Origin of the sequence: Streptomyces sp. NPDC050504 (genome assembly GCF_044458065.1) — a bacterium.
Lineage (GTDB): Bacteria > Actinomycetota > Actinomycetes > Streptomycetales > Streptomycetaceae > Streptomyces.
The window spans coordinates 524,290-548,146 of the sequence record NZ_JBITHO010000003.1 but is presented as its reverse complement, the minus strand read 5'-3'; the positions used below and the strand labels follow the sequence as shown (position 1 = coordinate 548,146).

The window sequence follows — 23,857 nt, the reverse complement described above, 5'->3', positions numbered from 1 at the left end:
CGTGCGTCAGTCGCGCTGCGCGTCCGCGGGAAGCGGACGGATCGACATGGTGCGGGCGGCGCTGGAGCCGAAGCCGAAGTCCAGGACCTTGGCCGCGTCCGTCCAGCGGGACGTGGAGTTCATCAGCACGCCCGTGAGGGTCTTGCCGTTCTTGGTGGCGGCGAAGACCAGGCAGGGACCGGCCGAGGTGCCGGTGCCGGTCTTGATGCCGACGGCGCCCGGGTAGGAGCCGAGCAGCAGGTTGGTGTTCTTCCAGGTGTACGTGCGGATGCCGCCGCTGCTGGTCTTCGCCTTCGTGACGAACGTCTTGTCCTTGACGACGCTCTGGAGCACGGCGCTGCTGAACGCGTGGCGCGCCATCTTAGCCAGCTCGGGCGGGGTCGTGTAGTTGTTGCCCGCGCGGGAGATGCCGTCGAACGAGTCGTACTTGGTGTTCGTCAGGCCGAGCTTCTTGGCCTTGGCGTTCATCTGGGCGATGAAGTTGTTCGTGCGGGCCGCCGTGGTGCTGCCCTTGCCGAAGGTGTCGGCGAGCGCGTAGGCCGCGTCGCAGCCCGAGGGCAGCATCAGCGCGGAGAGCAGCTGGCGGACGGTGAGCTTGTCACCGGTCTTCAGGTCCGCGGTGCTCGCGCCGTTGCGCACGACGTAGTCGCGGTACTCCTGCTTGATGGTGATCACGCGGTTGAGGTCGACGCCGGGCGTCGTGAGGACCGTGATCGCGGTGGTGACCTTGGTGGTGCTGGCCATCTGACGGCGCACGCCGTTCGACTTGCCGTAGATCGGCTTGGCCGAGGCCTGGTCGAGCAGGTAGCCGCCCTTGGCCGTGATGGACGGGATGGCGGGCGCGGCGGACGCGGTGGGCGCGGCCAGCGGCGAGGCCGTCAGCAGCAGACCGCCTGCGACGGCGACGGTGGCGGCTCTGCGCACGCTCTTGAAGCTGGATATCAAGGAAAGGCTCCGGTTCGCGTAGTTCGCGTATGCGGTGAAACACGTGTGAAGGGGACGCGGTCGTCACTCCGGTGACACACCTGTCCCGAGAAGTGACGCACGGGAAGCCCAAATGGATGCACCCGGGAAACAGATCGTTGTGGGTCTTCTGATGCACACGTGTTGTATCTAAGCTGTGCGCATGCCCGTCAAACAGCCCCCCGCGGCCGATCGCGTCTACTTCCACATCAAGCAGGCGGTGCTCGACCGCCGTTACGCGGGGGGCACCCTCCTCACCGAGGGCGAGCTGGCCGAGGCCGTCGGCGTCTCCCGCACCCCGGTGCGCGAGGCCCTGCTCAAGCTGGAGGTGGAGGGCCTGATCAGGCTCTACCCCAAGAAGGGCGCCCTGGTCCTGGCCGTCTCCGCACAGGAGATCGCCGACGTCGTCGAGACCAGGCTGCTGGTCGAGGAGTTCGCGGTCCGCAGGGCAGTGCCCGCGCCGCACGCGCTCCTCGACCGCCTCGAAGAGCTGGTCGAACAGCAGCGCGCGCAGGCCGAGGGCGGCGACCTCGCGGCCGTCGCCGCCACCGACCGCTGCTTCCACGCCGAGATCGTCCGCAACGCGGGCAACGAGATCCTGGCCCGGCTCTACGACCAGATGCGCGACCGCCAGCTGCGCATGGGCGTCGCCGTGATGCACTCCCAGCCCGACCGCATCGCCAAGAACATCGTCGAGCACACCGAGATCCTGGACGCGATCCGCAGCGGCGACGTGGAGCTCGCGGCCGAGCGGGTCCGCGCCCACCTCAGCTGGGTCAAGGTCGTCGTCAGGGGTGAGGCCCGATGAACGCGCCCGTTCCCGAACAGGCCCCGGCCGCCCCGCTCGGCGGCCCCCGCGCGCTCCTGGTCTGGGGCGTCGGCGTCGCCGTCTACTTCGTCGCCGTCATCTTCCGCACGTCCCTGGGCGTCGCCGGGCTCGACGCCGCCGAGCGCTTCGACGTGGGCGCCTCCGCGCTCTCCACCTTCTCGGTGCTCCAACTGCTGGTCTACGCGGGCATGCAGATACCCGTCGGCCTGCTCGTCGATCGGCTCGGCACCAAGAAGGTGCTGGTCATGGGCGCCGCGCTGTTCACCGTCGGCCAGCTCGGCTTCGCCCTCGCCCCGTCCTACGGCACCGCGCTCGCCGCCCGCGCCCTGCTCGGCTGCGGCGACGCCATGACCTTCATCAGCGTGCTGCGGCTCGGCACCCGCTGGTTCCCCGCCAGGCGCGGCCCGCTCATCGGCCAGATCGCCGCGCTCTTCGGTATGGCGGGCAACCTCGTCTCCACCCTGGTCCTCTCCCGCGCGCTGCACGGCTTCGGCTGGACCACCGCCTTCGCGGGCAGCGCGGCGGCCGGTGCGCTGGTCCTCGTACTGACCCTGCTCTTCCTCAAGGACCACCCCGAAGGGCACGGGCCCGCCCCCGTGGAGCGCGCGGGCCTGGCGTTCGTCGGGCGGCAGATCGGCCGGTCCTGGCGGGAGCCCGGCACCCGGCTCGGCATGTGGGTGCACTTCACCACGCAGTTCCCCGCGATGGTCTTCCTGCTCCTGTGGGGCATGCCCTACCTCGTGGAGGCGCAGGGGCTCAGCCGCGAGTCGGCGGGCACCGTCCTCACCGTCGTCCTGCTCTCCAACATGGTCGTCGGCCTGGTCTACGGGCAGCTCATCGCCCGCTGCCACACGGCCCGCGCCCCGCTCGCCATCGGTACGGTGCTGGCCACCGCGCTCGCCTGGGCCTCGGTCCTGCTCTGGCCCGGCCACGCGCCGATGGCGCTGCTGATTGCGCTCGCGCTCGTGCTCGGCGCCTGCGGACCCGCCTCGATGATCGGCTTCGACTTCGCGCGCCCCGCCAATCCGCCCGAACGCCAGGGCACCGCGTCGGGTATCACCAACATGGGCGGCTTCGTCGCCTCCATGACGACGCTGCTCGCGGTGGGCGTGCTGCTGGACGCGACCGGCGATAACTACCGGATCGCGTTCTCCTCGGTGTTCGTGCTGGAGGCGGTCGGCCTCGCGCAGATCCTGCGGCTGCGGGCCCGCGCGGCGCGCCGCGAGGAGGAGCACCTGGTGGCCAGCAGGGTGGAGGCCGTGCACGTCCCGGCGTGAGCCGGTGCTACGGCGTGACCGCGAAGTTGTGCAGGATCGCCGCCGCCAGGTCCTGGTCGCCCTCGGCCTTGATCCGGTCGGCGACGGCCGCCGCCCGCACCCGTCCGCACGAGAGGCGCAGGAACGTCTCCCAGTCCATCGCGATGCTCACCAGCGGGCCCAGCGAGGGGGCCCCGTCGATCGTGCCGTGCCCCTGCGCGTCGACCCGCACCGTGCGCAGGAACTCCACGGGGCCGTGGATGTCGAAGACGACCGCCGAATTCGGCGGCGCGCCCGCGTCCTTGGCGACGATCCCGGGCAGCGACTGCAACAGGATGTCGCGCGCGACGTGCGCGCCGGGCGAGTCGAGGTTGCCCGGCCTGCCGAGGGTGGCGCGCAGGTCCTGCTCGTGCACCCAGACGTCGAACGCCCGCATCCGCAGGGCCAGTTCGAGGGTCTGCTCGGCGCCCAGCGGGGCCCGTACGAGGGTGTCGGGCGAGCGCGTCTCGTTCCGCAGCTGCCGCGCGCGGCGGATGATCGTGTACTCCAGCTCGGAGGTCATCTCGGGCGCCGTGTGGTGTCGGCGCACGTCCACCTGCATCTCCATGTACCGGGCGAACTCGCTCTGCACGTGGTAGAGGTCGCGCGGCAGCGTGTGGATGGGGCGGGGGTCGCCCAGCTGCTCGCACTCCATCCCGATGATGTGCGACACGATGTCGCGGACCGACCAGGCGGGGCACGGCGTCGCGCGGTTCCACTCGCCCTCGACGAGCGGCTGGACCAGCTCGGATATCGCTTCGACGGAGTGGGTCCAGGCGTCGGCGTAGGTCTGGAGGCTGGGATGGACGGTCACGGGACCCCTCGGCGGTTCTGCGGTACTCGGGCTGATGCGTGCTCACTGGCTGGTACGAAGGCGGCTGCGTGGGAGGTTCGGACGCCTAAGTTACGCTCCCGGGGGGCACCCCGGCAGTGCTTTCGTGTGACGATCGTAGGCTGTCTGTTGACGGAGCCGACAGCTCGAATGCCAGGACGGTGGTAGTGTGCGCGCCTCTTTGATCCAGTTCGCCGTTGACCCGGATGAATCCGCCGATTCCCGTAGGCTGCGCGCCGCTTCGCTGGTGCGCGAGCAGCGCGGCGCCGATCTGGTGGTCCTCCCGGAGCTGTGGCCCGTGGGCGCCTTCGCCTTCGAGGAGTTCGACGCGGCGGCCGAGCCGCTGGCCGGGCCCACGTACGAGGCCATGGCGAAGGCCGCGAGCGACGCGGGCGTCTGGCTGCACGCGGGCTCGATCGTGCAGCGCGGCGAGGGCTCCGAGGGCGGTGGGGGCGGTGGGGGCGGCGAGCTGTACAACACCTCGCTCGTCTTCTCCCCCTCGGGCGAGCTGGCCGCCACGTACCGGAAGATCCACCGCTTCGGCTTCGACGCGGGCGAGGCCGTGCTGATGACGGCGGGTCAGGAGCTGACGACGATTCCGCTCCCCGGCCTGACCGCGGGCCTGGCCACCTGCTACGACCTGCGCTTCCCCGAGCTGTTCCGGGGTCTGGTCGACGCGGGCGCGGGGCTGTTCGTCGTCCCGGCGGGCTGGCCCGCGCGGCGCCGCGCGCACTGGCGGCTGTTCGCGCAGGCGCGCGCGGTGGAGAACCAGGCGTACCTCCTGGCCTGCGGCACCGCGGGCACGCACGCCGGGGTCGAACAGGCCGGGCACAGCATGGTCGTCGACCCCTGGGGCGAGGTGTTGGCGGAGGCCGGGCCCGGCGAGGAGGTGCTGACCGTGGAGCTCGATCCGGCGAAGGTCGCCGAGACCAGGGAGCAGTTCCCGGCCCTGAAGGACCGCCGGCTGGGCGTCGCGCCCCCGCGCGCCTGAGCCCGTACGCCCGAGTCCGTACGCCTGAGCCCGTACGCCCGAGTCCGTACGCCCCCGGGGGGCCCGGCCCGCACGTCAGTCCGGGTCCCCCGCCCCCGCCTTCTGCCCGCCGCCCTCCCGCTCCTTCTCGGCCAGCCGGATCACCGCCACCGCGACCGCGATCATCAGGGCCGGGTCGGCGTCCTCCCGCACGACGTCGACCGCGTACGTCTCCCGCACCCGCAGCCACCTGCGCGAGATGTGCGCCAGCAGCTCGCCGTCGTACTCCACCGCGAACTCCCGGTCCAGGATCCGCCCGCTGACGTCGAGCTCGGTGCCCTCGACCAGCGTGACGCGGAAGTGGTTGCGCAGCAGCGAGAGCCGCTTGCGCCGGATCGTCGCCAGCGTCTCGCCGTCCCGCTCCAGGGTCATCGCGTCCCGGAACGACAGCAGCTTCTCCCTGAGCGTGATCAGCACCCGCCCGGAGCGGTCCTTGATCTCCAGGGTGTCGCGCACCCGCAGCGCCTTGCCGTCGACGAGGAACGCGTGGACGCCGTCCTCGGTCTCCACCCAGTAGTCGTCACCGATCGCGAACATTTTGTCGCGTACGAGATACTTCATGCCCCCAGGACTACCCCGCGGGGCGCTTTCGTACGGCCGTGATCGGGTGTTCACGCCGGGATGGCACCCTGGAGCGCATGAACGCAACGCCTGCTGCCCGTCGTGCCCGTGTCCGCGCCCCCGAACTGGTCGGGAAGGGCGGCTGGCTCAATACCGGAGGGCGGGAGCTGGGGCTCGCCGAGCTGCGGGGCAAGATCGTCGTGCTCGACTTCTGGACCTTCTGCTGCATCAACTGCCTGCACGTCCTGGACGAGCTGCGCGAGCTGGAGCGGGAGCACGCGGACACGCTCGTGGTCATCGGCGTGCACTCCCCGAAGTTCGTGCACGAGGCCGAGCACCAGGCCGTCGTGGACGCCGTCGAGCGGTACGACGTGCACCACCCGGTCCTCGACGACCCGGAGCTGGCGACCTGGAAGCAGTACGCCGTGCGGGCCTGGCCCACGCTCGTGGTCATCGACCCCGAGGGGTACGTCGTCGCGCAGCACGCGGGCGAGGGGCACGCGCACGCCATCGCCGCGCTCGTCGCCGAGCTGGAGGCCGAGCACGGCGCCAAGGGCACGCTGCGGCGCGGCGACGGGCCCTACGTGCCGCCGGAGCCGGTCGCCACGCACCTGCGCTTCCCCGGCAAGGCGCTCGCCCTGCCCTCGGGGAACCTCCTGGTCTCCGACACCACCCGGCACCGGCTCGTCGAGCTGGCGGCCGACGGCGAGAGCGTCGTGGGGTACGTCGAGGGCGACTTCAACGAGCCGCAGGGGCTCACCGCGCTGCCCGACGGGCGGATCGTCGTCGCCGACACCGTCAACCACCGGCTGAAGGTGTACGACCCCGAGAGCGGCGGGGTCACCGTCGTCGCCGGGACCGGCAGGCAGTGGTGGCAGGGCGAGCCGACCGGGGGCGACGCGCTGGAGGTCTCGCTCTCCTCGCCGTGGGACGTCGCCTGGTGGCGCGGCGAGGTGTGGATCGCCATGGCGGGCGTGCACCAGCTCTGGGCGTGGGACCCGGCGGCCGGCACCGTGCGCGTCGCCGCGGGCACCACCAACGAGGGCCTGGTCGACGGGCCCGGCGACCAGGCCTGGTTCGCCCAGCCCTCCGGCCTCGCCGCCGCGGGCGACCGGCTCTGGGTCGCCGACTCCGAGACCTCGGCGGTGCGCTGGGTCGACACCGAAGGGGCCGTGCACACGGCCGTCGGCGCCGGGCTCTTCGACTTCGGGCACCGCGACGGCGACGCCGCGCAGGCCCTCCTCCAGCACCCGCTGGGCGTCACCGCGCTGCCCGACGGGTCCGTGGCGATCTGCGACACGTACAACCACGCCCTGCGCCGCTACGACCCCGCGACCGGGCAGGTCAGCACCCTCGCCACCGACCTGCGCGAGCCCAGCGGCGCGGTGCTGGTCGGCGACGGCGTCCCCGACCTCGTCGTCGTCGAGTCCGCCCGCCACCGCCTCACCCGGCTGCGGCTGCCCGACGAGGCCGTCGAGGTCGCGGACGTCGCGCACCGCACGCGGCGCGCCGCCACCGAGGTCGCGCCCGGCAAGCTCCGCCTCGACGTGGTCTTTCAGGCGCCCAAGGGGCAGAAGCTCGACACCCGCTACGGCCCCTCCACGCGGCTGCTCGTCTCCTCGACCCCGCCCGAGCTGCTCGCGGAGGGCGCGGGCACGGACACGGACCTCGCGCGCGACCTGCTGTTCGCGGACGGGGTGACCGAGGGCGTGCTGCACGTCTCGGCGATGGCCGCGTCCTGCGACGACGACCCGGCCAACGAGTACCCGGCGTGCCACGTCCACCAGCAGGACTGGGGCGTTCCGGTACGGGTCACGGAGGGCGGGACGGCCCGGCTGGGGCTGGTGCTGGCGGGGCTGGACGCGGAAGGCGCGGAAGGCACCGAGGGCGCCGAGTAGCACCGCGCATCGGACGAAAAAGGTGGCGGACGGCACACGGGGGGTGTGATGCCGTCCGCCACATCCATGGGGGGCGGACCCGTTTGGGGGTGGGTCGCGCCGCGCCGCCATCAGGATCCACGACGGCGCTGGCGTCCCGCTGTCGCCCCGCTAACGCTCCGCTGTCGTCCCCCGCTCCACCGCCGTCGCGATCCGGTCGAGCTGGGCGTCCGCCCGCTGCACGCCCTCCTTGTGGCCGTGCACCACCGCCGCGTCCCGCGCCCGCAGCAGCTCGGCGCGGGCCGCCTCGTGGTCGCCGAGATCCAGCAGCGCCGCGCCCGCGGTGGCCGTCAGCATGCCGTTCCTGATCGCGACCAGGCCGTCCGACGCGTCCCCCGCCAGCGCGATGCCCACGCGCGCGCAGGCCAGCGCGGCCGGGGCGTCGCCCGCCGCGAGCAGCTGCCTGGCCCGGTGCTCCAGCACCAGCAGTTCCGTCATCAGGTCGCCCGTGCCGCGGATCAGCTCGGCGGCGCGCGCCGTGTGGGCCAGCGACTCGGGGCTCACCCCGCCCCGGTCCAGCGCCACCGACAGGTTCACCAGGGCCGTCGCCTCGCTCGACACGTCACCGGCGCGGGCGGCCAGCGCGGGCGCCAGGCGCAGGTGGACCAGCGCGTCGGCCAGCCGGCCCTCCTCGGTCAGCACCCAGCCGAGCAGCGCGCGGATCCGGGACTCGGCGTCGGGGTCGTACAGCCCGACGGCCGCGGCCAGCGCCGCCTCCAGGAGCGGCACCCAGCCGTCGCGCACGTGCCACACCAGGTACGGCCACTGGAGCACGACCAGCCGCCACGCGCGCTCGTCGTCCCCCGAGGCGCGGGCGGCGACGACGGCGGCGGCGAGGTTGTCGCGCTCGGCGGCGTACCAGAGGAACGCGGCGTCCCGGTCGGCGAACCGCGGCACGTCGCCCGGCACGCGCGCCCCGGGCGGGAGGGTGCAGCACGGCTTGTCGTCCGGTTCGGCGGCGGTCGTCGCGGCCAGCGCCGTGCAGATGTAGTGGTCGAGCAGGCGCGGCAGCGCGCCGCCGTCGTCGTCCGCCGCGAGGCCCCGCGCGTACAGCCTGACCAGGTCGTGCAGGGTGTAGCGGCCCGGCGCGTACTCGGTCAGCAGGTGTGCGTCGGCCAGCCGGTCCAGGGCCTGCGCCGCGGCCGGCGGCGCGAGGTCGGCGAGCGCGGCCGCCGCGTGCCGGTCCAGGTCGGGGCCCGGCAGCGCGCCCAGCCTGCGGAACAGGTGCGCGGCGTCGGCCGGCAGGTCCTGCACGGTCAGCCGGAGCGCGGCGGCCACGCCCGAGCCGTCCGCGCCGTCGGACTCGCCCACGGACAGCAGCGTCAGCCGCCGCTGTTCGTCGGCCAGCTCGGCCGCCAGGTCGGCGAGGCGCCAGCCGGGGCGGGTGGCGAGCTGGGCGGCGGTGATGCGCAGGGCCAGCGGCAGCCCGTCGCACAGCTCGGCCAGCCTGAGGGCCGCGCCGGGCTCGGCGCCGACCCGGTCGCCGCCGACCGCGGCGGCCAGCAGCGCGGCGGCCTCGCCCGGCACCAGCGCCTCCAGCGGCACGGGCCGGGCGAGGTCGCTGACGATCAGCCCGCCGAGTCGCCGCCTGGACGTGATCAGGGCCGCGCAGCGCGCCCCCGACGGCAGCAGCGGGCGGGCCCGGTCGGGGGTGCGGACGTTGTCGAGCACGACGAGCAGCGCGCGCTCCTCGGTGAGCGAGCGGTACAGCGCGGCGGCGGCGTTCGGCGACTCGGGGATGTGGCGCGGGGCCACGCCCAGGGCCAGCAGGAACTCCCGGATGACGTCCTGCGGGTCGACGTCGCCGTCCGGCGCGAAGCCCCTGAGGTCGGCGAAGAGCGCCCCGTCGGGGAAGCGTCCGGCGGCGCGGTGCGCCCAGTGCAGGGCGAGCGCGGTCTTGCCGACGCCGGCGGGCCCGGTGAGCAGGGCGACGGGGGCGTCGCCGCCGGTGTCGAGCGCGGTGCCCAGCGCGTCGAGCTCCCGGTCGCGCCCGAGGAAGCCGCGCGGGGCGCGGGGCAGGAGGTCGGGCCTGGGCCCGGCGCGGGTCCCCGCGGGGGCGGGCGCGACGGGGGCGGCCGGGGTGGTGTCCGCGGGGGCGCCCGGTGCGGCGTTCCCGTCCGCCGCGCCCTCCGCCGCACCGGCCGGTGTCTTGTCCGGTGTCTTGTCCGGCGCCCCGGCGGCCGCCCCGGCCGGTGTCCCGAGTGCGGTGGTGCCGGTCACCACCCCGGTCACCACCCCGGTCACCACCCCGGCCGTCGCCGCGGCTTCCGCGTCCCCGGCCGTCTCCCGGGTGCGCTGCCACGGCGCCGCCGGTCCCTGCTCGGCGGCCGGGCCCGGGGCCGTGCCCCGCAGGATCGCCTCGTAGGCGCCGCGCAGCGCGGGGCCCGGGTCGACGCCCAGTTCCTCGGCGAGGAGCGTCCTGGTGCGGTGGTACCAGTCCAGCGCGTCGGACTGGCGGCCCGCCCGGTACAGCGCGAGCAGCAGCGCGGCGGCCAGCGACTCCCGCAGCGGGTGCGCCACGGCCTCGGTGTGCAGGGTGGCCGCGGCCTTCGCGTGCTCGCCGAGCTGCCCGTACGCCTCCGCGAGGTTCTCGACCGTCGCCAGGCGGGTCTCCTCCAGGGCGTGCGCCGCGGCCTGGAGGGGTTCGCTGGCGACCGTGCCGGTCAGTGCGGGGCCGCGCCACAGGGCCAGCGCCTCGCGGTACATCAGCACCGCGTCCGAGGGGTGCTTCTGGTGCTTGGCGAGCTGCAGCAGTTCCTCGAAGCGGTGCGCGTCCAGCAGCTCGTCGGGCATCTGGAGGACGTACGCCTGCCCGCGCGTGGTCAGCTCGACGCCGTACGCCTGCGCCTCGCCCTCCTCGAAGAGCGCGCGCAGCCGCGACACGTGGCCCTGCACGACGGTGCGGGCGTGCTCCGGGGGCTCCTCGTGCCAGATCGCGTCGATCAGCCGGGCGACGGGGACGGCGGAGTTGGCGCGCAGCAGCAGGGCGGCGAGGACGCTGCGGCGTTTGGCGGGGCCCAGGGGCAGCTCACCCGATCCGGTCGCCACCGACACCGCGCCGAGCAGACGGAACTCCACGTGCCACTCCTGTCTGCCCTGGCGTCCTGCTGTTGTCCTGCTGTTGTACTGGTCAGTCAGTACGTGTGCGCATCAGTATCCGCGCCCCCTGTCGTCCCTGTCGACCACGGTCGGTGTGACCGTGGGTACGACCGCGCGCCTGCGCCGGGCGATGCTGGTGAACGTCGCGACACCGATGATCCCCACGGCCATCAGGATGAGTCCGATGACGTCGAGGTTGGCTCCTTGGAGCTCCCAGTCGGTGGCGAAGGTGAGGATCGCGCCGACCGCGATCAGGGCGATGCAGCCTCCGAGGCCCATGGGTAACGCCTCCTGCCTGTGGGCGGAGACGTCCGGGTACCCGCCCCGGAGGCTGTCACTCCCGCTCTTCCGCGCCCTCAGTCCTCCAGGAACGCGACGAGCGCGTTGGCCAGGAGGTACGGGTCGTCCGCGCCGCACAGCTCGCGGGCGCTGTGCATGGACAGGATCGCGACGCCGATGTCGACGGTCTTGATGCCGTGGCGCGCGGCGGTGATGGGGCCGATGGTGGTGCCGCAGGGCATCGCGTTGTTGGACACGAAGTTCTGCATGGGCACCCCGGCGCGCTCGCACGCGGCGGCGAAGACGGCGCGGCCGCTGCCGTCCGTGGCGTACCGCATGTTCACGTTGACCTTGAGGATGGGGCCGCCGTTGGCGCGCGGGTGGTGCGTCGGGTCGTGGCGCTCGGCGTAGTTCGGGTGGATCGCGTGGCCGGTGTCGGAGGAGAGGCAGACGGTGCCGGCGAAGGCGCGGGCGCGGTCCTCCTGGCTGCCGCCGCGGGCGAACACGGAGCGCTCCAGGACCGTGCCGAGGAGCGGGCCGTCGGCGCCGGTGTCGGACTGCGAGCCGTTCTCCTCGTGGTCGAACGCGGCGAGCACGGGGACGTGGTCGAGCTTCGCGCCGCCCGTCGCGGCGGCGGCGAGCGCGGCGGTCCCGGCGTGCACGGAGATGAGGTTGTCCATCCGGGGCCCGGCCAGCAGCTCGCGGTCGCGGCCGAGGTAGGCGGGCGGCTCGATGGCGTGCGGCATCAGGTCCCAGCCGGTGACGTCGGCGGCGTCGACGCCGGCCTCCTCGGCGACGAACCGGATGAGGTCGCCCTCGCGGACGTCGTCCCCGAGGCCCCAGATGGGCTGCATGTGCTTCTGCCGGTCGAGCTTGAGCCCGTCGGTGTTGACCGCGCGGTCGAGGTGCACGGCGAGCTGCGGGACGCGCAGCAGGGGGCGGTCGACGTTGACGAGGCGGTGCGTGCCGTCGCGCAGCGTCAGGCGCCCCGCGAGGCCGAGGTCGCGGTCGAGCCAGGTGTTGAGCAGGGTCCCGCCGTAGATCTCCACGGCGACCTGCCGCCAGCCGTGCGCGCCCGCGTCGGGCAGCGGCTTCACGCGGAGGTTGGGGGAGTCGGTGTGGGCGCCGACGATCCGGAACGGGGTGTGCGGCGATGCGCCCTCGGGGACGTACCAGGCGATGATCGCGCCGCCGCGCAGCACGTACTTCCCGCCGCTCGACGCGTCCCACGCGTCGGTCTCCTCGACCTGCCGGAATCCGGCCTTCTCCAGCCGCTCGGCGGCGGTCGCCACGGCGTGGTACGGCGACGGGCTCGCCGCGAGGAAGGACATCAGGTCGTCGGTGTGGCCGCGGTCGAAGCGGGGTGCTGGACTCATGAGCCCACCCTAACGAGCGCCGCCGCGACTCCGACGGCCTGTCGGCGATCCGGTCAGGCGGTGGGGCCGGAGGCGGTGGGGGCGGAGCTTCCCGGCGCCTGGTCCTCGGGGCCGGCGAGCTGATCGGCGCTGGTGACGTCGAAGGCCCGGTCGAGCCAGACGTCGAGCCGGGCGAGGTCGTGGCAGTGGAGGATGCGGGCCCGCTGGTCGGCGGGGACGTCGATGCCGCGGTGCGCGAGGATCCGGAGCAGGGTCTCGGCCTTGCCTTCGGCTTTCCCTTCGGCCTTCCCGCGCTCTTCTGCCTGGCGCTCGAATTCCTGCGCGGAGATCGACGTGAAGCGGTAGCTCTTGGTGTCCATGAGGTGCCTCCAGTGCTCTCCGGCGGGGCCGGCGCCCAGCCCGTCTTCGGTGAATTCGGCGAGCCGGTCGGCCAGCTCGGTGTCGAGGGTGTCGAGGGCGAGGGCCAGTGCGTCCAGTATGGCAGCGAGGTCCGGATCGCCACTATGCGTGAGGGCGCAGAGGATCGCCTTGTGGACGTCGGCGGCGGCGAGCCGCGGGTCGGTGATCCTCGGGGTGTTGTCGGGGCCGAGCACGAGCGGTGAGACCACCAGCGACTGACGGCCGCCGATGCCGGGAACGCCCATCGGGCGGCGCGCCCAGTCGGCCGTGGCCTGGTCGTGGCAGATCACGATGAGCTCGACCGGACAGCGGTACTTCGCGTGGATCCGTGAGAGGTACCAGGCCCAGGCGCCGGGCTTGTCGGCCTTCACCCTGCCCTGGGGCTCGATGACCACGATGAGGGGCGACTCGGTGGTCTTCAGCTCGATGACGGTGTCGGACTGTGGGGGAGGGCGGGTCGCGGCGGCTTTGGGCCCGGGGTGTTGTCAGTGGGGTGTGCCAGGCTCGGGAGCATGGTGATGACCTTGGACGACCGTCGTGACGACGCGCGGGATCCGGTCCTGATCGGGGACGTCCTGAGCGCGGAGAGGTTCCTGTCGGGGGCCGGGAGCGGGGGCGGTGGTGGGCTTGCCGCGGGCCGGGTGGGTCCGTGCGGCCCGGTGGAGCCGCACCCGGGCGCCGGTCCGCGCCCCTGACGGGGCGCATGACGGGGCGCAACAACGCGGTCCCGCTGTCCGCTCACGGCAGGGCGGACAGCGGGACCGCGGCTCGCGGACGGGCTAGAACGCGGCCTCGTCCAGGTCCATCAGCGCGTTGTCGACGGCCTCGGCCTTCGCGCGCTCCACGGAGACGCCCGGCAGCACGTCCGCCGCGAAGAACTTCGCCGCGGCGATCTTGCCCTGGTAGAAGGGGACGTCCTTCGCGGAGGCCGTCGGCAGGGCCTCCAGCGCCACGGCCGCGCCGCGCAGCAGGAGGTAGGAGACGACGACGTCGCCCGAGGCCATCAGCAGGCGGGTGGTGTTGAGGCCCACCTTGTAGATGTTCCTGACGTCCTCGCCGGTGGCCGTCAGGTCGGTGATCATCGCGCCGACGATCGCCTCCAGGTCGACCGCCGCCTTGGCGAGCTGCTCGCGGGCGGTGGCCAGCTCGTCGCCGCCGGTGCCGACCGCGAGGAACTTCTTGATCTCCTCGGAGAGCTGGTTGAGCGCGGCGCCCTGGTCGCGGACGATCTTCCGGAAGAAGAAGTCCTGGCCCTGGATCGCGGTCGTGCCCTCGTAGAGGGTGTCGATCTTCGCGTCGCGGATGTACTGCTCGATCGGGTACTCCTGGAGGTACCCGGAGCCGCCGAACGTCTGGAGCGACTGCGCCAGCTGCTCGTAGGACTTCTCGGAGCCGTAGCCCTTCACGATCGGCAGGAGCAGGTCGTTCAGGCCGTGCAGGGACTTGGCGTCCTCGCCCGCGGCCTCCTTGACCTGGATCTCGTCCTGCACGGTGGCCGTGTAGAGCACCAGGGAGCGCATGCCCTCGGCGTACGCCTTCTGCGTCATCAGGGCGCGGCGCACGTCGGGGTGGTGCGTGATGGTGACCTTGGGCGCGGTCTTGTCCATGAACTGCGAGAGGTCCGAGCCCTGGACGCGCTCCTTGGCGTACTCCAGCGCGTTGAGGTAGCCCGTGGAGAGCGTGGCGATGGCCTTCGTGCCGACCATCATCCGGGCGAACTCGATGATCATGAACATTTGGCGGATGCCGTCGTGCTTGTCGCCGATCAGCCAGCCCTTGGCGGGCTTGTCGGCCTGGTCGCCGAAGGTCATCTCGCAGGTGTTGGACGCCTTGAGGCCCATCTTGTGCTCGACGTTCGTGGCGTAGACGCCGTTGCGCTCGCCCAGCTCGCCGGTCTCCCAGTCGAAGTGGAACTTCGGGACCAGGAAGAGGGAGAGGCCCTTGGTGCCGGGTCCCGCGCCCTCGGGGCGGGCCAGCACGTAGTGGAGGATGTTCTCCGACATGTCGTGCTCACCGGACGTGATGAAGCGCTTCACGCCCTCGATGTGCCAGGAGCCGTCCTCCTGCTGGACGGCCTTGGTGCGGCCCGCGCCCACGTCCGAGCCCGCGTCGGGCTCGGTGAGGACCATGGTCGAGCCCCACTGCTTCTCGACGGCGATCGCGGCGACCTTCTGCTGCGCCTCGTTGCCCTCGGCGTGCAGGATGCCGGCGAACGCCGGGCCGGAGGAGTACATCCAGACGGCCGGGTTCGCGCCGAGCAGCAGCTCCGCGTACGCCCAGATCAGGGAGCGCGGCGAGGTCGTGCCGCCGATCTCCTCGGGCAGGCCGAGCCGCCAGTACTCGCTGTCCATGAAGGCCTGGTAGCTCTTCTTGAAGGAGGCCGGCACCGGGGCGGTGTTCGTGGCCGGGTCGAAGACCGGCGGGTTGCGGTCGGCGTCCTCGAAGGACTCGGCCAGCTCGTTCTCCGCGAGTCGGCGGATCTCGTCGAGGATGCTCTTCGCGGTCTCGACGTCCATCTCGCCGAACGGGCCGCTGCCGTACTGCTTGTCGCGGCCGAGGACCTCGAACAGGTTGAACTCGATGTCGCGGAGATTCGACTTGTAGTGCCCCATGGCGACGGCCCTCTCGTAACGCATACCAGCAAGTAACCACGATGATGCTACCCATCGGTAATAACCTGCAACCCCTGATCGTCCATATGTGACGAGGGTCTTACGAACGGGGCGCAAAGGGCCAGGGCGGTGACCGGAAAAGGTCACCGCCCTGGGGGGACGGGGGACGGGGGCGTGCGGGGCTCACATGCCGTGGACCGCCGGGACCGTGCCCAGGCGGCCCGCCTGGAAGTCCTCGAACGCCTGGCGCAGCTCGTCCTGGGTGTTCATGACGAACGGGCCGTAGTGCGCCATCGGCTCGCGGATCGGGCGGCCGCCGAGCAGGACGACCTCCAGGTCCGGGGTGTGCGAGTCCTGCTTGTCGTCCGCGCGCACGGTCAGCGAGCCGCCGTCGCCGAATACCGCCGTCTGGCCGAGCTGGATCGGGCGGCGCTCGGCGCCGACCGTGCCGCGCCCGGCCAGGACGTACGCCAGGCCGTTGAAGTCCGACCGCCAGGGCAGCGTGACCTCGGCGCCGGGGCGGACCGTCGCGTGGATCATCGTGATCGGGGTGTGCGTGATGCCGGGGCCCTCGTGCCCGGCCAGCTCGCCCGCGATGACCCGCAGCAGCGCGCCGCCGTCGGGGGAGGCGAGGAGCTGGACCTGGCCGCCGCGGATGTCCTGGTAGCGCGGGTCCATCATCTTGTCGGCCGCCGGGAGGTTCACCCACAGCTGGAGGCCGTGGAAGAGGCCGCCCGACTGGACCAGCGCCTCCGGCGGCGCCTCGATGTGCAGCAGGCCGGAGCCCGCCGTCATCCACTGGGTGTCGCCGTTCTGGATGGTGCCGCCGCCACCGTTGGAGTCCTGGTGGATGAACGTTCCGTCGATCAGGTACGTCACCGTCTCGAAGCCGCGGTGGGGGTGCCACGGGGTGCCCTTGGGCTCGCCCGCCGCGTAGTCCACCTCGCCCATCTGGTCCATCATGATGAACGGGTCGAGGTACCGGTAGTTGATCCCCGCGAACGCGCGGCGCACCGGGAAGCCCTCGCCCTCGAAGCCGCTGGGAGCGGTCGTCACCGCGAGGACGGGACGGGCGACGGCGTCGGCCGGAGCCTCGACGCGGGGCAGGGTCAGCGGGTTTTCAACGGTCACTGCGGGCATGGGGGCCACCTCCGGACGATTCGGCCTTCAATTTAGTTGAATGGTGAACATCCCGCAAGGCGGGGTTCATTCCCGGGCGGCTGCGGGGCGGCCGCCGGGCCCGGAGAACGGCCGGAAGACACCGGAGGCCCGCACCCCTTCGCCAGGGGTGCGGGCCTCGGTCGACGGCGATGTCGATGTCGTCGGCGGCGTCGTCGACGGGGCGGGCGGGCGGTGCGGTCAGCCGTACATGCGGCGCATCGCGAAGTCGACCATCTGCTCCACGGCCTTCGCGTCGAAGACCATCCGGTGGTCGCCCTCCATGTCGAGCACGAAGCCGTACCCGGTGGGCAGCAGGTCGATCACCTCGGCGCCGGTGATCACGAAGTACTTGGACTCCTTCCCCGCGTACCTGCGCAGCTCCTTCAGCGAGGTGAACATCGGGATGACCGGCTGCTGGGTGTTGTGCAGCGCCAGGAAGCCGGGGTTGTCCCCGCGCGGGCAGTAGACCTTCGAGCCCGCGAAGACCTGCTGGAAGTCCTCGGCGGCGAGCGTCCCCGTGGTGAAGGCGCGCACCGCGTCGGCGAGCGAGGGCGGGGACGGCTCGGGATAGGCGTACTGCTGCTGCTGGGCGCCCTGGTTCTGGTCGTAGCCGTACATGGCCGCAAGCGTACTGAGTGCGGGCCGTCCGGGTGAGCCGGTCCGGTCCGTTCGCCACGGGACGGCCGGGTTTCCCCGCGCGGGTGACGGGGCGTCACCCGGGTGGCGCGGCCGATGGGACATCGGCGGGCTTCCGTGGTCGGGTGGGAGCGTGGAGAACCCGAAGCCCGCCCCGGGGGCGAAGCAGCCCGCCCCGGAGGCGAAGCCGCTGCTGCCCGAGGCGGCGCGGCGCACCGCCGCGTGGTGCGTCGTCCTGCTGCTGGTCGCCGGGGTCGTCGCGGTCGCCGTCTGGCTGGTCATCGTCCTCAAGTCGGCCGTCACGCCGGTGCTGCTCGCCCTCCTCGGCACGGCCCTGCTGGGCCCCGTCCACGCCTGGTTGATCCGGATGCGGGTGAACCGCGCGCTCGCCGCCGGGCTGACCTGCGTCGCGCTCGTCGCGGTCGTCGGCGGAGCCGCGTACATCGTGGTCAGCGCGCTCATCGACACCGGCGACCAGATCCTCGCCTCGGTGAAGCAGGGTGTGCAGTGGGTCGCCGACCACTTCGGCTTCGAGGGCAAGGGCATCGAGGACCTCGCCGCCAACAGCAAGCAACTGCTGGAGAAGTTCGGGGCGGGGGCGGCGAGCGGGGTCCTCGCGGGGCTGAGCGTCATCGGCTCGCTCGTCGCGACGTCCGTGCTCGCGCTGCTGCTGACCTTCTTCTTCCTGAAGGACTCCGACCGGGCGGCGCGGCTCGCGCACACGGTCGCGCCGCGCGGCACGGGCGAGATGGTCGAGGCGATGGCCCGGCGGGCCTTCGAGGCCGTCGAGGGGTTCATGCGGGGGACGACGATCATCGCGCTGATCGACGCGGTGTGCATCACCGTGGGGCTGCTGGTCCTGCGGGTGCCGGGGGCGGTGGGGCTCGGCGCGCTCGTCTTCATCGGCGCGTACATCCCGTTCCTCGGGGCGGTGCTCTCCGGCGCGGTCGCCTGCCTGGTCGCGCTCGCGGACCGGGGGGTGGGGACGGCGCTGTGGACGCTGGGGGTGGTGCTGGCGGTGCAGCAGCTGGAGGGGCACATCCTCCAGCCGATGGTGCAGAGCAGGACCGTGCAGATGCATCCGGCGATGATCATGGTGGCGCTGACGGCGGGGGCGAGCGTGGCGGGGCTGCTCGGGATGCTGCTGGCGGTGCCGGTGTGCGCGGCGTTCTTCGGGGTGGTGGGGGAGCTGCGGAAGCGGTACGCCCCCGAGGAGCCCGCGGCGCCCTGACGGGGTGGCCGTCGCCCGGGGCGGGCGTTTCCCTCGCGGGGGTCCCGCTGCCCGGGGCGCCGTCCTTATCGCCCGGGGCGGGCAGGCCCCTCCCCGCGCCCCTTGCGGACCGGCCCGTCACCGGGGCGCCTCGCGTTCCTCCAGTTCGAACCAGATCGACTTGCCCTCGCCCCTGGGGTCCACGCCCCACGCGTCCGCCAGCATTTCCATCAGGACCAGGCCCCGGCCGCTGGAGGCCATCTCCCCCGGGCGCCGCTTGTGCGGCAGCTCGTCGCTCGCGTCGGCGACCTCCACCCGCAGCCTCCTGGGTCCCGGCCCCGGGCTGATCTCCGCCAGGAGCAGCGCGTCGCCGTCCGTGTGGACCAGCACGTTCGTCGCCATCTCGGAGACCATGAGCACCGCCGCGTCCACCTGCTCCGCGTCCGCCCAGTCGTGCAGCATCTGCCGCAGCTCCCGGCGCGCCGCGCCGATCCGCTGGGGCTCGGCCTGGGCGATGGTCAGCGCGGTGCTCCGGGGCGCCGTGCCCGTGCGCGGCGAGGGCCCCGCGTCCCGGGAGAGCAGCAGCAGCGCGATGTCGTCCTCGCGCCGGTCGGCCAGCGGGCCCGTCGTGTAGTGCGAGCCGGGACCGTGCACCGCCCCGATGAGCGCGTCGGCCAGCCGCTCCAGCGCGTCGCGGCCCTCCGTGCCGTGGGACTCCACGAGCGGCCGCAGCCGGGCCCAGCCGGACTCCATGTCGTGGCCGCCGGTCTCGATCAGGCCGTCCGTGCAGAGCAGCAGCGTCTCGCCGGGGGCCAGGACGAGCGGGGTCGTCGGGTAGTCGGAGTCCGCCTCGACGCCGAGCGGCAGGCCCCCGTCGGTGGGCCGGATCCGGGCCGTGCCGTCGGCGGCGCGCACCACCGGGTCGGGGTGGCCGGCGCGGGCGGCGTGCAGGGTCCCGGAGGCCGGGTCCACCTCCACGTACAGACAGGTCGCGAAGCGCTCGGAGAGGCCCGCGAGGAAGCGGGAGGCGCGCGAGAGGACCGCGCCGGGGCGGTGCCCCTCGGCGGCGTACGCGCGCAGGGCGATCCGCAGCTGGCCCATCACCCCGGCCGCCGCCACGTCGTGGCCCTGGACGTCCCCGATGACCAGCGCGACGTTCCCGCCGGGCAGCGGGATCATGTCGTACCAGTCGCCGCCGACCTGGAGGCCGCCGCCGGTGGGCACGTACCGCGCGGCGTAGCTCATGCCGGGGATCTCCGGGACGAGCGTGGGCAGCATGGTCCGCTGGAGGCCCTGGGACAGCTCGCGCTCGGTCTCCGCGAGGCCCGCCCGCGCCAGGGCCTGGGCGAGCATCCGGGCGACGGTGGTGAGCACCGAGCGCTCGTCGGGCGTGAAGGCGACGGGGTGCTTGAACGCCGCCATCCAGGCGCCCATGGTCCGCCCGGCCACCACGAGCGGCACGAACGCCCAGGACTGGCGGCCGAAGCGCTGCACGAGCGACCAGCTGGCGGGGTAGCGGGCGCGGTAGTCCTCCGGGGTGGGGAGGTAGATGGCCCGGCCGGTGCGGACGACCTCGGCGGCGGGGTACTCGGTGTCGAGCGGCATGTTGGCGAACGGGCTCTCGTCGTCCGCGCTGTGCCCGTGGTGGCCGGTGATGGTGAGCCGGTCGCCCGCGACGCCGAAGACCGCGAGGCCGTCGGGCGAGAAGCCCGGCATGGACAGGGAAGCGGCGACCCGCAGCACCTCGGCGGTGGACCTGGCCTCGGCGAGCGCGCGCCCCGCGTCGAGCAGGAACGCCTCGCGGGAGCGGCGCCAGTCGCCGGTGACCGGGCCGCGCGCGGCGGTGGTGCCCGGGTGGGGCTCGGCGACCTCCTGGACGGTGCCGATGAGCTGGTAGCCGTGCGGGCCCCCGATGGGGCGGGTGCGGCTGCGGACCGTACGGACGACCTGGCCCGAGCCGTCCATGATGCGCAGCCTGGCCTCGGCGAGGGTGCCCTCGGCGACGGCGAGCTGCACGATGCCGTTGATCTCGTTCCAGTCCACCGGGTGGAAGCAGGAACGGGCGGCGGCCTCGCTGAGGACGGCGGGCTCGGCGGGCAGCCCGAGGAGCCGGGCGGCTTCCGCGTCGAGGGTGACCGTCCCGGCGGCGTCGTCCCAGCGCCACAGGCCGGTCGCGACGGCGACCAGGACTTCCTCGGTGCGCATTGCCCCACTTTAAGAAGATCTGCCGATAAGTCGCCACCGAGAGTATCGGAAGGTGATCTTGAGGTGGGCGGTAACCTTGTCGGGATCCACTCAATCGATGAAGCACCTCCGATCCCGAAGGCTGGATGAACGACGATGCATCGGTACAGGTCCCACACCTGCGGCGAGCTCCGCGCCTCTGACGTCGGCACCGACGTCCGGCTGAGCGGCTGGCTGCACAATCGGCGCGACCTGGGCGGCATCCTCTTCATCGACCTCCGCGACCACTACGGCATCACGCAGCTCGTCGCCCGTCCGGGCACGGCCGCCGCCGAGGTGCTGGACAAGCTCTCCAAGGAGACGGTCGTCCGGGTCGACGGCAAGGTCGTCTCGCGCGGCGCCGACAACGTGAACCCGGAGCTGCCCACCGGCGAGATCGAGATCGAGGCGGGCGAGGTCGAGGTGCTGGGCGCCGCGGCTCCGCTGCCCTTCACGATCAACGCCGAGGACGGGGTCAACGAGGAGCGGCGCCTGGAGTACCGCTTCCTGGACCTGCGCCGCGAGCGCATGCACAGGAACATCATGCTGCGCTCGGCCGTCATCGCCGCGATCCGCTCCAAGATGGTCGCGCTGGGCTTCAACGAGATGGCGACGCCGATCCTGACCGCGACCTCCCCCGAGGGCGCCCGCGACTTCGTCGTCCCCTCCCGCCTGAACCCGGGCAAGTTCTACGCGCTCCCGCAGGCGCCGCAGCAGTTCAAGCAGCTGCTGATGATCTCCGGCTTCGACCGGTACTTCCAGATCGCGCCCTGCTTCCGCGACGAGGACGCCCGCGCCGACCGCTCGCCGGGCGAGTTCTACCAGCTCGACGTCGAGATGTCGTTCGTCGAGCAGGAGGACGTCTTCCAGCCGATCGAGCGGCTGATGACCGAGCTGTTCACGGAGTTCGGCGGCGGGCGCGAGGTCACCTCGCCCTTCCCGCGCATCCCGTTCCGCGAGTCGATGCTGAAGTACGGCAACGACAAGCCCGACCTGCGCGCCAAGCTGGAGCTCGTCGACATCACGGACGTCTTCGCGGACTCCGGGTTCAAGGCGTTCGCGGGCAAGCACGTGCGCGCGCTGCCGGTGCCCGACACCGCCGGGCAGTCCCGCAAGTTCTTCGACGGCCTCGGCGAGTACGCGGTCGAGCACGGCGCGAAGGGCCTGGCCTGGATCCGCGTGGGCGAGGACGGCGCGTTCGCGGGCCCGATCGCCAAGTTCCTCACCGACGAGGACGTCAAGGTCCTCACCGAGCGCCTGGGGCTGGCCGCGGGCCACGCGGTCTTCTTCGGCGCCGGAGAGTTCGACGAGGTCTCGAAGATCATGGGCGCGGTCCGCGTCGAGGCCGCCAAGCGCGCCGGGCACTTCGAGGAGGGCGTGTTCCGGTTCTGCTGGATCGTCGACTTCCCGATGTACGAGAAGGACGAGGAGACCGGCAAGATCGACTTCTCGCACAACCCCTTCTCGATGCCCCAGGGCGGCATGAAGGACCTGGAGGAGAAGGACCCGCTCGACATCCTCGCCTGGCAGTACGACATCGTCTGCAACGGCATCGAGCTGTCCTCCGGCGCGATCCGCAACCACGAGCCCGAGGTCATGCTGAAGGCGTTCGAGATCGCCGGGTACGAGGCGGAGACCGTCGAGAAGGAGTTCGCGGGCATGCTCCGCGCGTTCCGCCTCGGCGCGCCGCCGCACGGCGGCATCGCCCCGGGCGTCGACCGCATCGTGATGCTGCTCGCGGACGAGCCGAACATCCGCGAGACGATCGCCTTCCCGCTGAACGGCAACGCGCAGGACCTGATGATGGGCGCGCCCACGGTCCTCGAAGAGGCCCGCCTGCGCGAGCTGAACATCGCGCTGCGCAAGCCCGCGGTCGCGGAGAAGGCCGCCGAGAAGGCCGACGCGGACAAGTAACCCGTACGTGCGAAGGGCCCGCGATCCACGGATCGCGGGCCCTTTCGCATGCCGGGGTGCGGTTCGGCCACGAGGGCCGGGCGCGGAAGAGGCGGCGCCCCGGGGCAACGGGCCCCGGAGGCGCGACGCCCCGCCCGTCAGGACGTCGCGGCCGACCTGCCGAAGAACTCCAGTTCCGCGATCGCGATCTGCTTGTTCGGGTCCACCCGCCACGCCGTCTGGAGCACCAGCCGCACCGACAGCGCGTCCCGCACCCGCAGCTTCACGCTCTGCGTGCCGCCGTCGTTGATGCGGTGGTGCGAGGTGTGGACCTTGCCCGCCGAGTCCTTGACCACCAGGTCGAACGTCCGCGGGGTCGACTGCCCGTCCGCCTGCGTCGTGTTCTTCGAGCTGCCCGGCGTGATCAGCAGCTGGAGCAGGTCCGTCGGCTCGCTGAAGATCGCCTCCAGGTACTGGCCGGGCGCGTCGCCCCGGTAGCCCGTGCCCCACCACGTGTTGGAGTAGCCGTCGCCCGCCAGCTTCGCGGTCTGCCTCGGGTCGGAGTGCGACGCCTTCCAGTCCGTCGGGTGGACCGGGACCCGCTTGGCGAAGTGGTCCTGCACCGCCCGCGCCGCGGGCGGCCCGCCGAAGATGCCGCCGACCACGAGGCCGACCACGGCCGTCGCGATCAGCGCCCGCGCGATCCAGCGGCGCCGGTCGCGGCCCAGGCGCGGCCGCTGGCCCGCGTACGGGCCGTCGGCGGTGTTCAGGTGGCGCGGCTGGAGCGGCGTCGCGCAGGCGCGGCAGAAGTGCCGGCCCGGCGTGTTGGGCGTCGCGCAGGCCGGGCACGGGGTGCCGCCGTACACCGGGGCCTGCTGCTCGGGGCCGCGCACCGCGGGGCGCGCCGCGTCCGGGCGGGCCGGGAGCACCGGGGCCGCCGCGGGCGTGCTGGGCGTGGCCTCGGGCACGGGGACCAGCAGCGAGCGGGCGACGGTGTCCGAGGGACCCTGCGGCGGTCCCGCCGGGCGCGCGGGCGGTGCGGGCGGTGCGGGCGGTGCGGCCGGGGTCACGGACGGCATGCCGGGCGGCACGGCGGGGGACGGGGCGGGCGACGCGGCGGGGGGCGCGGCCTGCTGCGGTGCGGCGGCCTGCGGGGCCTGCGGGGCCTGCGCGGCCTGCGGTGCCTGCTGGTGCGGTGCCTGCGGCTGGGGCGCGTGCTGCTGCGGGGCTGCCTGGGGTGTCCGGGGTGCCTGCTGCGCGGCGGCCTGCGCCGGGGGCTGCACCGTCGGCAGCGGCGTCGTGGTCGCCTCCGGAGCCCCGCCCCGCGGAGCCTGACCGTGCGGAGCCTGACCGTGCGGGGCCCCGGTGCCCTGCGGTGCCGCCCCGCCCTGCGGGGACGCGGACGGCGTCGCGGGCGTGTCCCAGCGCAGGAACGCGCCGCACGTGTCGCAGAACGACTGACCCGACGCGCGCACCGGGGTCGCGCACTCCGGGCAGGGGCGGGTCTGGGGGTCGGACATGG

Annotated in this window: 19 protein-coding genes; 7 read left to right on the top strand and 12 right to left on the bottom strand. The window is 73.1% G+C overall.

All coding sequences use genetic code 11. From position 1 onward, the window contains the following. Positions 1 to 6: 6 nt before the first annotated feature. Complete coding sequence (locus ACIBNE_RS13555; RefSeq protein ID WP_399271611.1) at positions 7 to 945, bottom strand: D-alanyl-D-alanine carboxypeptidase family protein; 939 nt, start codon at positions 943 to 945, stop codon at positions 7 to 9. Between the two features lie 181 nt (positions 946 to 1,126). Between ACIBNE_RS13555 and ACIBNE_RS13550 the strand changes: the two genes are divergently transcribed. Then, on the top strand, positions 1,127 to 1,771 hold the full coding sequence (locus ACIBNE_RS13550; RefSeq protein WP_399271612.1) for a GntR family transcriptional regulator: 645 nt from the start codon (positions 1,127 to 1,129) through the stop codon (positions 1,769 to 1,771). Further along, on the top strand, positions 1,768 to 3,069 hold the full coding sequence (locus ACIBNE_RS13545; protein WP_399271613.1) for a nitrate/nitrite transporter: 1,302 nt from the start codon (positions 1,768 to 1,770) through the stop codon (positions 3,067 to 3,069). Before ACIBNE_RS13550 ends, ACIBNE_RS13545 begins: the two co-directional genes overlap by 4 nt. Before the next feature lie 7 nt (positions 3,070 to 3,076). Here ACIBNE_RS13545 and ACIBNE_RS13540 read toward each other — a convergent pair whose 3' ends face one another. After that, positions 3,077 to 3,901, bottom strand: coding sequence for a maleylpyruvate isomerase family mycothiol-dependent enzyme (locus tag ACIBNE_RS13540; RefSeq protein WP_399271614.1), 825 nt, complete (start codon positions 3,899 to 3,901; stop codon positions 3,077 to 3,079). Between the two features lie 187 nt (positions 3,902 to 4,088). On the opposite strand from ACIBNE_RS13540, the gene ACIBNE_RS13535 reads away from it, so the two are divergent. Further along, the gene (locus ACIBNE_RS13535; RefSeq protein WP_399271615.1) at positions 4,089 to 4,910 is read left to right on the top strand and encodes a carbon-nitrogen family hydrolase; all 822 of its coding nucleotides are present in this window, start codon (positions 4,089 to 4,091) and stop codon (positions 4,908 to 4,910) included. Positions 4,911 to 4,985: 75 nt separating this feature from the next. Here the strand turns inward: ACIBNE_RS13535 and ACIBNE_RS13530 are convergent, their stop codons facing one another. Then, complete coding sequence (locus ACIBNE_RS13530) at positions 4,986 to 5,510, bottom strand: LURP-one-related/scramblase family protein (protein WP_399271616.1); 525 nt, start codon at positions 5,508 to 5,510, stop codon at positions 4,986 to 4,988. 77 nt (positions 5,511 to 5,587) lie between these two features. Between ACIBNE_RS13530 and ACIBNE_RS13525 the strand changes: the two genes are divergently transcribed. Beyond that, complete coding sequence (locus ACIBNE_RS13525; protein WP_399271617.1) at positions 5,588 to 7,408, top strand: NHL domain-containing thioredoxin family protein; 1,821 nt, start codon at positions 5,588 to 5,590, stop codon at positions 7,406 to 7,408. Between the two features lie 150 nt (positions 7,409 to 7,558). Here ACIBNE_RS13525 and ACIBNE_RS13520 read toward each other — a convergent pair whose 3' ends face one another. The 4 genes from ACIBNE_RS13520 to ACIBNE_RS13505 all read right to left on the bottom strand — a co-directional run bounded on the left by ACIBNE_RS13520 (position 7,559) and on the right by ACIBNE_RS13505 (position 12,995). Further along, positions 7,559 to 10,525, bottom strand: coding sequence for a BTAD domain-containing putative transcriptional regulator (locus tag ACIBNE_RS13520; RefSeq protein ID WP_399271618.1), 2,967 nt, complete (start codon positions 10,523 to 10,525; stop codon positions 7,559 to 7,561). 72 nt (positions 10,526 to 10,597) lie between these two features. After that, positions 10,598 to 10,825, bottom strand: coding sequence for a DUF6458 family protein (locus ACIBNE_RS13515; protein ID WP_399271619.1), 228 nt, complete (start codon positions 10,823 to 10,825; stop codon positions 10,598 to 10,600). Positions 10,826 to 10,902: 77 nt separating this feature from the next. Next, entirely contained in the window at positions 10,903 to 12,201 is a 1,299-nt protein-coding gene (locus ACIBNE_RS13510; protein WP_399271620.1) for a M18 family aminopeptidase, read from the bottom strand. Positions 12,202 to 12,254: 53 nt separating this feature from the next. Continuing rightward, positions 12,255 to 12,995 carry a hypothetical protein gene (locus ACIBNE_RS13505; protein ID WP_399271621.1) on the bottom strand — a complete coding sequence of 247 codons (741 nt, stop codon included), beginning with the start codon at positions 12,993 to 12,995 and terminating at the stop codon, positions 12,255 to 12,257. 117 nt (positions 12,996 to 13,112) lie between these two features. On the opposite strand from ACIBNE_RS13505, the gene ACIBNE_RS13500 reads away from it, so the two are divergent. Beyond that, positions 13,113 to 13,295 (top strand): hypothetical protein, encoded by a 183-nt coding sequence (locus ACIBNE_RS13500; protein ID WP_399271622.1) that lies wholly within the window; start codon positions 13,113 to 13,115, stop codon positions 13,293 to 13,295. 84 nt (positions 13,296 to 13,379) lie between these two features. On the opposite strand, the gene ACIBNE_RS13495 is transcribed toward ACIBNE_RS13500, so the two are convergent. The 3 genes from ACIBNE_RS13495 to ACIBNE_RS13485 all read right to left on the bottom strand — a co-directional run bounded on the left by ACIBNE_RS13495 (position 13,380) and on the right by ACIBNE_RS13485 (position 16,991). After that, complete coding sequence (locus ACIBNE_RS13495) at positions 13,380 to 15,212, bottom strand: acyl-CoA dehydrogenase (RefSeq protein WP_399271672.1); 1,833 nt, start codon at positions 15,210 to 15,212, stop codon at positions 13,380 to 13,382. 183 nt (positions 15,213 to 15,395) lie between these two features. Further along, a complete protein-coding gene (locus tag ACIBNE_RS13490; protein ID WP_399271623.1) occupies positions 15,396 to 16,352 on the bottom strand; it encodes a pirin family protein in 957 nt (318 codons plus the stop codon). A gap of 219 nt (positions 16,353 to 16,571) precedes the next feature. Then, positions 16,572 to 16,991, bottom strand: a complete 420-nt coding sequence (locus ACIBNE_RS13485) for an SseB family protein (protein WP_399271624.1) — start codon at positions 16,989 to 16,991, stop codon at positions 16,572 to 16,574. 151 nt (positions 16,992 to 17,142) lie between these two features. Here ACIBNE_RS13485 and ACIBNE_RS13480 point away from each other — a divergent pair, with 151 nt between their 5' ends. Then, complete coding sequence (locus tag ACIBNE_RS13480) at positions 17,143 to 18,240, top strand: AI-2E family transporter (protein WP_399271625.1); 1,098 nt, start codon at positions 17,143 to 17,145, stop codon at positions 18,238 to 18,240. Between the two features lie 117 nt (positions 18,241 to 18,357). Here ACIBNE_RS13480 and ACIBNE_RS13475 read toward each other — a convergent pair whose 3' ends face one another. After that, on the bottom strand, positions 18,358 to 20,424 hold the full coding sequence (locus ACIBNE_RS13475) for a SpoIIE family protein phosphatase (RefSeq protein WP_399271626.1): 2,067 nt from the start codon (positions 20,422 to 20,424) through the stop codon (positions 18,358 to 18,360). A gap of 135 nt (positions 20,425 to 20,559) precedes the next feature. Between ACIBNE_RS13475 and aspS the strand changes: the two genes are divergently transcribed. Further along, complete coding sequence (gene aspS, locus ACIBNE_RS13470; RefSeq protein ID WP_399271627.1) at positions 20,560 to 22,356, top strand: aspartate--tRNA ligase; 1,797 nt, start codon at positions 20,560 to 20,562, stop codon at positions 22,354 to 22,356. 137 nt (positions 22,357 to 22,493) lie between these two features. Here the strand turns inward: aspS and ACIBNE_RS13465 are convergent, their stop codons facing one another. Then, complete coding sequence (locus tag ACIBNE_RS13465; protein ID WP_399271628.1) at positions 22,494 to 23,855, bottom strand: NADase-type glycan-binding domain-containing protein; 1,362 nt, start codon at positions 23,853 to 23,855, stop codon at positions 22,494 to 22,496. Positions 23,856 to 23,857 lie beyond the last annotated feature (2 nt).